The organism is Holosporales bacterium (assembly GCA_031263535.1).
Classification (GTDB): Bacteria; Pseudomonadota; Alphaproteobacteria; order UBA3830; family JAIRWN01; genus JAIRWN01.
The window spans coordinates 1-9209 of record JAISFO010000020.1 but is presented as its reverse complement, the minus strand read 5'-3'; the positions used below and the strand labels follow the sequence as shown (position 1 = coordinate 9209).

11 protein-coding genes are annotated in these 9209 nt (G+C 42.3%); 6 read left to right on the top strand and 5 right to left on the bottom strand.

All coding sequences use genetic code 11. The features are described from left to right. Positions 1 to 275: 275 nt before the first annotated feature. Positions 276 to 1463 carry a site-specific integrase gene (locus tag LBL30_01965; GenBank protein ID MDR1031869.1) on the bottom strand — a complete coding sequence of 396 codons (1188 nt, stop codon included), beginning with the start codon at positions 1461 to 1463 and terminating at the stop codon, positions 276 to 278. Between the two features lie 359 nt (positions 1464 to 1822). Here LBL30_01965 and LBL30_01960 point away from each other — a divergent pair, with 359 nt between their 5' ends. Both LBL30_01960 and LBL30_01955 read left to right on the top strand, forming a co-directional pair. Further along, positions 1823 to 2635 (top strand): methyltransferase domain-containing protein, encoded by an 813-nt coding sequence (locus LBL30_01960; GenBank protein MDR1031868.1) that lies wholly within the window; start codon positions 1823 to 1825, stop codon positions 2633 to 2635. A 67-nt stretch (positions 2636 to 2702) separates the two neighbouring features. After that, entirely contained in the window at positions 2703 to 3560 is an 858-nt protein-coding gene (locus tag LBL30_01955; protein MDR1031867.1) for an Rpn family recombination-promoting nuclease/putative transposase, read from the top strand. 130 nt (positions 3561 to 3690) lie between these two features. Here the strand turns inward: LBL30_01955 and LBL30_01950 are convergent, their stop codons facing one another. From LBL30_01950 to LBL30_01935, 4 genes are all read right to left on the bottom strand, one after another. Continuing rightward, positions 3691 to 4530 carry a hypothetical protein gene (locus tag LBL30_01950; protein MDR1031866.1) on the bottom strand — a complete coding sequence of 280 codons (840 nt, stop codon included), beginning with the start codon at positions 4528 to 4530 and terminating at the stop codon, positions 3691 to 3693. Then, complete coding sequence (locus tag LBL30_01945) at positions 4520 to 5257, bottom strand: ATP-binding cassette domain-containing protein (protein ID MDR1031865.1); 738 nt, start codon at positions 5255 to 5257, stop codon at positions 4520 to 4522. The genes LBL30_01950 and LBL30_01945 overlap by 11 nt, the downstream gene beginning before the upstream one ends. A 4-nt stretch (positions 5258 to 5261) precedes the next feature. Next, complete coding sequence (locus tag LBL30_01940; protein ID MDR1031864.1) at positions 5262 to 6224, bottom strand: ABC transporter substrate-binding protein; 963 nt, start codon at positions 6222 to 6224, stop codon at positions 5262 to 5264. 371 nt (positions 6225 to 6595) lie between these two features. Then, positions 6596 to 6910 (bottom strand): GNAT family N-acetyltransferase, encoded by a 315-nt coding sequence (locus LBL30_01935; protein MDR1031863.1) that lies wholly within the window; start codon positions 6908 to 6910, stop codon positions 6596 to 6598. Positions 6911 to 7257: 347 nt separating this feature from the next. Here LBL30_01935 and LBL30_01930 point away from each other — a divergent pair, with 347 nt between their 5' ends. The 4 genes from LBL30_01930 to LBL30_01915 all read left to right on the top strand — a co-directional run. Further along, positions 7258 to 7620, top strand: a complete 363-nt coding sequence (locus LBL30_01930) for a helix-turn-helix domain-containing protein (protein ID MDR1031862.1) — start codon at positions 7258 to 7260, stop codon at positions 7618 to 7620. Between the two features lie 97 nt (positions 7621 to 7717). After that, positions 7718 to 8263: a biotin transporter BioY gene (locus tag LBL30_01925; GenBank protein MDR1031861.1), complete on the top strand. Its 546-nt coding sequence runs from the start codon at positions 7718 to 7720 to the stop codon at positions 8261 to 8263. Between the two features lie 15 nt (positions 8264 to 8278). Then, positions 8279 to 9031 (top strand): YebC/PmpR family DNA-binding transcriptional regulator, encoded by a 753-nt coding sequence (locus tag LBL30_01920; protein ID MDR1031860.1) that lies wholly within the window; start codon positions 8279 to 8281, stop codon positions 9029 to 9031. After that, positions 9031 to 9209, top strand: a 179-nt coding sequence (locus tag LBL30_01915) for a crossover junction endodeoxyribonuclease RuvC (GenBank protein MDR1031859.1), incomplete at its 3' end; no start/stop codon positions are given. The genes LBL30_01920 and LBL30_01915, both read left to right, overlap by 1 nt.

Sequence of the window (9209 nt, the reverse complement as noted above, 5' to 3'; positions counted from 1 at the left end):
GTACCTTCGATTTTCACACTTTTGATAGGAGCTTCAGGTTTTATTATTGCATTAAGCAGGCTGACCAGAACATTTGAATGCCTCTGGTCGCAAAATATCATCTTAAAGATAATATCATTCGTCGGCAAAACCTTCAGCGCGGGTTCTTTTTCAGCTTTCATAAAACACTCTCCTTAACAAAAGTATTATACACCACATTCATAAATATTAATCATCATTCGTCATTAAAGGAAAAGGATAAAGTATCTCCTTTCGTTGCTAGGTAATTAAGAGCATTAGCTGTATTTCTGCTCCATCATACTGACTGCCTTTTTCAGATGGTCTGGAGCCAAGTGAGAATACCTTTCTGTCATAGATATGGTCGAATGCCCCATCAGCCTCTGGACCGTATACAAATCCACCCCGCTCATTACCAACCGGCTGGCATATGTATGCCTCAAGGTGTGAAACACCACCTTCTGCCTGCGGTCTGTTACCCCTTCATTAAATCCCAGCCTCTCTACTGCCCTTGCAAATGCATCAGATACCTCCGTTATCCTCTCGCCAGTTCTGGAAGCAAACAATAGGCTAGCAGTATTACCGCTAGTAATGGATAGACCTCGTCTTCTCTCAAGCATATCCTTTACATCTTGGGTCATGATCGCATTACGGTTCCTACCGCTCTTGGTATCCTTGATAAAGATGGTTTCATTAAGAAAATTTACATCATTCCAAGTGAGTTTAAATATCTCGCCAGCTCTTAGACCACATCTCAGAGATATCAAGGCTATGTCATAGACTGTTTGGCTTACCTTGCTGAGCTCTGTCAACAATACAAGGGATTCTTCTTGGGATAAGAACCGTGAACGCCTGTTGTCTTCCGATGGCTTCTTTACTTTAGTTACAGGATTGTCTCCGTTATATAGGTCACGTTTTTTGGCATAACCGAACACCTGGCTAATTACGCCAAGTACACGCTTAATTGTGGCTGGCGCTTTACCCGCATCATTCATTTGCTTCTTCAACTTCTCTAATATAAATGGCGATATATCCTTCAGAGGTAGCTGACCAATATTAGGTTCTATCCAAGCTTTAAAAATATATTCTTCAATTTCACGTGTGTTGCCTCGTTTATCGAGTATGGCCTGTTCAAAATACTTGTTAAATATTATCTGTTCCCTTTTTCGTTGAATCCTGGCTGCTTCTTTTATGTCAGCCTCTTCTTTCTGCAATCGACGCGTTTCAGCTAACGTTCTTGCTCCAACACCAGTACGGTGCGCTTCCTTCAAATTGGCTAATGCTAAGACCGCCTTGTGTTCAGTCGCTCCTTGAGATTCCCACCCTATACGCTCTTCCCTAACCCTACCATCCAGCCTGTAATAAATCGTGTAATACCTATCCTTACGTAACTGCCCATGTTTTCTTGTTGGATGTTCTCTGTATCTAACACCGGGCGTTTTAGTCTTTTTCCATTCATAGCTCATATTTTAGCCTTTTTATTTTCTTGTCCAACCCATGTCCAACATTTATGCTGGATTTTTGTTAATCAATTTGAGCGCATTATTATTTCTTAATACCAGCCATATACTAGATTTACAAGACAAAGCTTATCAATTGAAATTAATAGTAATGCATGTCTTAACTACGCTGGCAGCGTAGAGGTCAGGGGTTCGATCCCCCTCGACTCCACCAGACTGGAAGGTAATGGGTGAGATTTTTCTGTTACATCATCGCCGACTTCAAGCTAAAAGCCGAGTCAAATAGCGCGTATCACTGAATTTGTAAAGGCCGCATAATGAGCGCTTTTGCAAACTTCGTTCCCAACAGGAAGGAGACTGAGCTTATGTATAAGAAGTTAAGAACGATGCTAAAAAAGCCGAATCTCTACGAAAAGTCTATAGAAAAATTTTGGACTGATCCCCACATTTCCAAAGAGATGCTTAAATCCCATTTGGATCCAAATACTGATCTTGCAAGCCGCAGACCAGATCTTATAGAAAAAGCGATAGATTTAATTACATCATTAGTTCCAAGCGGCGGGAAAGTCCTTGATATTGGCTGCGGACCAGGGCTTTATACGAAAAGATTATCGGAAAAAGGATTTTGCGTTACAGGCATTGATTTTTCACAAAATTCAATCGAATTTGCAAAAGCGCATGACGATAAAGGCAAATATCGGATTCAAAATTATCTTGAAATGGATTTCTGCGAAGAATTTGACATGATTATATTAATTTGGTGCGATTATGGAGCTTTGATTCCGAGCGAAAGAAAAGTTTTGCTTAAAACAGTGTATACAGCTTTAAAACCGGGAGGTTTATTTTTATTCGATGCATTTACCCTCAGCTATTTTAATAAACAAGAGGAAAGTAGCTCTTTTGAAATTTGCGAAAAAGGCGGATTTTGGAGTTCGGATGCTTACATATCTTTCTATGGCAAATATAAATATGACGAAAATGTTTTAGGTGAAAAATATATTATTCTTGAAAATGAAAAGGAGCGCATATTTAACCTTTGGACCACTTGTTTTTCGAAAAAGTCTATCAACGCGGAGTTAGAAAATGGGAGCTTTATTATAAAAGGTTGTTATTCCGGAATTATGAACAAACGTTATGAAGAAGATTCCGAGCTCATTTGCGTTGTCGCGGAAAAATAAGCAAATCATCGAATCTCAATGAAAATTAGGCTACAATGCTAACAGATGGATTTTGTGAAGTGTTGTGATGACTGATTTATTGGATCCGAAACAAGATTATATCTTCAAGAACATATTTGGCGTAGAGCAGAACAAAGCGCTTTTGATTTCATTCTTGAATGCCTTGTTCAAGGGGGCTCCTTACATTGTAGACCTGACTTTTGATAATCCTAATATAGAAAAAATTCTTGAGAAAGATAAGGCAAGCCGTCTCGATATCAAGGCTACGACGGATAATAAAACAAAAATAGATATTGAAATTCAGATTAAAAATACCGGCGAGATTCCACAGCGAGCGTTCCATTACCTCGCTAACATGATGCCTCGCGTCGTAAAAAAGAAAGAATCGTACAATGGGCCGAACGTTATCGGCATCTGGATTCTTGGAGAAAACGTTACCGATCGTCAAAACGCCATCGGCGAGGCCTACATGACGTTTCAGCCGCAAGATCCGGATCCGTATCAGATAATGACTGATCGCGCGAGGATCATTTTCATCGAGTTGCCGAAATTCAATCCGAAGAAGGCTGACGCGCAGGATCTTTTGACCGCCTGGCTCTCGTTTTTGAAAGATCCGATTTTCATGGACGCGTCGTTTTTGCAGGTAGAAGAAGTACATGAGGCGATGGAAACGCTTAAATACATCAGTGCTGATGATGAAGTCCGCGCAATCTCTGACTTGAGGCAAAAAAACATTAACGATTATAACAGCGAAATGACCGTAGCAGAGGAAAGAGGCATCGCCATCGGCGAGAAAAGGGGCAAAATTGAGGGAAGGAAAGAAACAGCAATTAATTTACTGGCTATGGGAATGAAGGAAGAGGACGTTTCTAAGGCTACGGGTTTCTCAGTCAATGAAGTGAAGTCTTTGTGGAATCAAGGATAGCCTAATAGATTTCCACGATCTGCAGTTGTATTGCGTCTTTACAGACGCAATGCTTATTCAATGAATATTTTTTGTTGTGAAATTCTGCAATCATTCCCTTTTATTGATAAGCGCCTGTATGAAAAATTATTCAAGCGCTTTTTACTTTTTTCAAAGCGATAACAAGCAGCACTATGCTTCCGGTGAAAAATTTCAGATCAGATGGAGCCAGGCCTAAAGACAACGCGATACCTTGCACTTGTTGATATACCAGCGCGCCCAGCAGTGGCGCCAGCAATTGTCGATTTAGCGTAGCATTGCCGATCATGGCTTCGCCTACCATCAAGCTAGCAAGTCCGTGAATCAGAATTCCAACGCCAATACCAACATCCATATAGCTTTGCAGCTGCACAATAAGGCTTCCAGCGAGACCAAACATGGAGCATGCCGCAAATAGTCCGAACATAGTATATTTCTCGATGCTGACCCCTTGCTGCTTTGCAAAGTTTAGATTCAGCCCAACCGCTCGAAACCTCAGGCCAAAGTCAGTACGCAGAAATACGGCAAATGGAATCACGCAACCCGCCATAAGTACGGTAATTACCAACATATTGCTGATGATATTCGCACCAAACAACCCTCCGCAATCAAAGAGGGCAATATTCGGTTTACCCATAATTCGCAAATTTACGCTGTAGGCCATGGTGCTGAGGATTATGCCTGCCAGCATCGAATTAACACGAAATTTCAGATGGATAAGCGCTGTGCATGTTCCCATTATTCCTGCACAAAACATGCTGCAAGGTATCGCAATGGCCGGGTGTATTCCACAGGACATGCAAACGGCACATATCGCCCCACCTAAAGGATATGCACCGTCAGCGGTCAAATCCGCAAAATCCAAAAACCGAAACGGAATCATGATGCCATAGGCTATTATCGCCAGAATAAGGCCCTGTTGCAGTCCGTTTATGATAAGGTCAGCAGACACTTTCCCCTCCACCGTGCAGCAGATTTTGATCCTCAAACTTGTGAAACATTTCCAGTAAAGAGTGAATCTTTAAATTCGATTTTTTGCGTCCATTCACATCAACAACAATTCGGCCTTTATGCATCATAATCAGACGGTCTCCGTATTTCACAGCGTCTTCCATATTGTGCGTAATCATAAGCGTTGTCAGTCCCAACTCACGCACAGACTTTGCGGTGTATTCCATCAGTAACAGCTGCATTTTGGGATCTAGGGCCGATGTATGTTCGTCCAGCAGCAGAATTTTGCCGTCCGAATTCAACGCCATTAACGTTGCGATAATCTGCCGCTGACCGCCGGATAAGACGCCGATCGGCTGATCGATGAATTTTTCCAAGCCAATATTCAAAGATTTGACTTTATCTATGATCTCGTTTTTATGGCGCTTGTAGAAGGAAAAACGTGGAGTTTTCGTGCGGCCTAAGGCGATGTTCTCTAACATAGTCATGGAGGGAATCGTCCCCTTATTCACATCCTGCACAACCTGCGATACAGTGCCGCTGCGCCTGATTTCACCAGAGTCAGCAAAATATTCTCCGCTGATGATTTTCATCAAGGTTGATTTTCCGGATCCGTTTGCGCCAATAAGGGTGCAAAACTCACCTTCCTTTAGCGATAAGTCTATTCCCTTAAGAACTGGCTCAAAAACTCCGCTAAATGACTTTGTTACGCCGCTTATTTTTAACATATTATTACTCTACAGCAGTTGCGTTTTCCGGAATTTTAATCCCAAATTTCTTAGCCAACTTCTTATTCACAAAGCATCTGTAATCCTGCGTTTGCGGAAAAATCGGCGGTAGGTTTTTTACAGAAGCTCCCTTCAGCAGTTTTGCTGTCAGTTTTCCGGCATTTCTTCCAACGGATTCATAGTTTACACCAAAGCTTGCAAGAGCCAATCCATCTCGCACCGCCTGCTCCTCTGCGTTAAACACTGGTATTCCCATTTTTTGAGCTTCAGACGCAATGATTGGAAGGGCCGGCTGAGTCGGACCGCTGGTACCAACGTATATAAAATCGACTTTCCCGCGAAATTCTTGCATTCGCATTGGTATATCACGAGATTGATCCACCGGAACTGCAAAAACAGACAATCCTACTTTCACGGCCGCATCCTTCATCATCCTAACCATCGCGGCGTCGTTACTTTCAGAGGTAGAGTACAGCAATCCAACGGTTTTGACCCGTGGCAGTATGGTTTTCACAAAGTTCAGAAACGGCCCTAAATCCTCTTGATCAGAACTTCCGGTCATATTTTTATGAGAATGCGCCTTGTCTTTTATAAGACCTGCAGCAACCGGATCCATAATGTCGCAGTAAACCAGCGGAATATCCTGGACTTTTCCTTTAGCGAACTGCGCAACTGGGGTGGCTTTTACAATCATCACTTTCGGCTTTGATGCTTTGAGTTTTGTGATCATTTGTGAAATGAGAGTCGGATCAAAACCAACATCGGCGATTTCATATCTGATTGTTTTCCCTTCGATAAGTCCACAATCTGCAAGCTCCGCTTTAATGCCGCGCAGCGAAGCTTCAAGGGAAGCATGTGGCCCATAATTGGCAATGGCCACCAAAGGTAAGTCCTCTCTTGTGCTAAAATAAGTAACACCAATAATTCCACAAACAGCTGCAGTTGCAGCAAATATTTTCCTATTCATAATAAAGCCCTATAGTTTTCATGTTGAATACGCTGTTTCTAAATTGATTAATGGATTAAAATTGACGGCCAAAAGGCCAGGAAAAGCGCATAGAATAAGCATCGCTAGGCGAAGTTTGCTGAATTATGAATGATCTAGACACGATCAAAAGAAAAAATAACATTGTAAAAATTCCAAATAATTAAAAACCAAGACAAACGCAAGCGATCTAATAACGCCAGCGCCACCACACGTTTTTAACTATCTTGAATATTTCCAACATTTTTAGACACCCTTTTTTTATATAATACAACATTGTAATTATTTTGTCAAGTGTTTGACTTTTTTGGTTCATTTACCCAAGCTCAAAGCCGCTTTTTCGAAAGGAAATTTCATAAACTCGTCACCATAATTTTTATATCGATTCCGCCGGCAATATCTTCCTTTATAATTTTCCATCCAAGTCTTTCGTACCATGAATGAATGGTTCTATCGGTGGTATAGAGATACATTTTATCGAACCCGAAGTTACGGGCTTGTTGCTCAGCGTGATTAACAAGGGTTTCTCCGATCTTTTGCCTGCGATACTTTTCAACTACAAACAAATGGGCCAGACACGGGGAAAAATCCTTATTACCGGGAATATCATTCTGCGTTAGGCTGAATGTACCGACCAGTTCATTGCCGCAATCGTTATCAAAACACAAGAAACATATGTCCAGCTTATCGGTATTTAATCGACTTAAAAGCCGCGCCCCGTTTCTTTAATCGACGGATTTTTTGTATATTTCCCCCAAGCTTTAAGATACCACTGCGCAACGGTTGGAATAAGATGTTGATGGTTGACAAGATAATCGATTTTCACTTTTGTGAATTCCTTTTAGCCAGACGCATACAGCGTAAAATCAAAGTACCAATCTTTCCATATAAGAATTCTTAAATTTTATTCAGCACCTAAAGCGCTTCGCTTTAATTCTCGTTTCTTATATGATTTTATATATATTATAATATACTTTACTTGTGATAAACTATATTATAATATACTTTATAAAAGATGATTGATTATTTTATCGTGAAGAAAAAGATTGTTTTAAATATTCCTGTTAAAAGGGCTTTAAGGAAGCTTGGCCAGGATATAAAAGAAGCGCGGATCCGCCGTAATATCACCATTGCTATGATGGCTGAGAGAGCTAACGTTACGGCAATTACTGTTGCAAAAACCGAGAAAGGCGATCCATCGGTGTCTTTTGGAACCTATGCGACTGTTATTTTTATATTGGGAATGATCGACAAGCTGCAGAATTTGCTTGACCTTTCAGGAGATGTCATCGGCAGACAATTGGCAGAGGAGCAATTGCCCAAGCGTGTACGTCTGCCAAAACGATTAAAACCGAACCCAAACACGGGAGAACAATAATGTCATCGCAAGAATTCCAAGTACTTATTAAATCAAAGTAGACGAAATTGTGGCGCTGTGGTAACTCTAGCCTAATATATATGTAGTGAGAGCAAATATGGAAAAGCTTGCTGTGAGCCAAAATAAAGCCGGTTGGTTAAATACTGTGTATGTAGTATTGGGCAGTTTATTTATTGCCTTATCTGCCCAGATAACCGTACCATCAACGCCTGTGCCAATGACTATGCAGGTGTATGCTGTGTTGCTGGTTGGCGGGCTGTTAGGAGGTAAAAGAGGATTTGCTTCCGTCATGCTGTACTTGGCAGAAGGGGCATGTGGCCTGCCAGTGTTTGCCGGGGGAGCGAGCGGCTTGGGAATGCTGTGTTCGGCAAGAGGCGGATACCTTATAGGGATGCCGATAGCAGCTGGTTTAGTCGGATATATGACCGCGAGCTGGCATAAAGAGTCATTTTTAAAGCACCTAACCGCAGGTTTAACGGGGTTGACAGCGATCTACATTCCAGGCGTCACGTTTGTAGCCGTTGCTTTAGGAGATTTCTGGCAAGCGCTTGCTGTTGGCTTTATTCCATTTTTAGTTGCGGATACGCTTAAGATACTGTTGTTTGCAGGATCTATGAGTATTTCTAAGCGCTTGAGAAAATAGCAAAATAAAACCGCTATGTCAGGGCATTCCCAGTTTAAAAATATCATGTATCGTAAAGGCGCGCAGGATGCCAGGCGCGCCAGGGTATTTGCTAGATTGGCTAGAGAGATTGCTGTTGCGGTAAAAACCGGCGGAGGAGACGATCCGTCCAGTAACTCTAAATTGCGTAACGTTCTAGCCAATGCGCGTGGTGAGAATATGCCTCGCGATAACATAGAGCGCGCCATTAAGAAGGCCATGGGTGGAGAAGACGGCGCAAACTATGAAGAAGTTAGGTATGAAGGATACGGACCCAGCGGGGTCGCAATTATAGTTGAGGCGCTCACCGATAATCGCAAAAGAACCGCTTCGGAAATCAGGGCATCGTTTAACAAGCTTGGCGGAGCGTTAGGTGAAACCAACAGCGTCAGTTTTATGTTCGACAGGGTTGGCGTTATTGTTTATCCGCTTAATGTCAGTCCGCCTGATAACATGCTGGAATCAGCGATTGAAGCCGGCGCCGATGATGTAAAGGATGACAGTCGGTACGAGGTAATTACAAGCGTTAATAATTTTGCCGCAGTAAGGGACGCGCTAACCAAGAAATTTTCGGACCCAACTTCGGCCAGCCTCATGTGGCAACCGAAAACGTTAACGCCAATCGGTGACGAATCCGCCGGCACTCTGTTTAAGTTGATTGAGGCTTTAGAAGACAACGAAGATGTCCAGCAAGTCGTAGCTAATTACGACGTATCGGACGAATTCATGCAGTCGTATCTTAAGGCCTGATGCTGTCCAGGCGCACAGTTCTTGGTATCGATCCTGGGCTTAATAAGACGGGGTGGGGCGTGATATCAATTGAAGGGAACAATCTCAAGTACATTGCTCATGGAGTGGTACGTCCAGACAGCAAAAAGGACCTAGCCTCGCGACTTAACACTATCTATAGTGAAGTATCAGAGGTTAT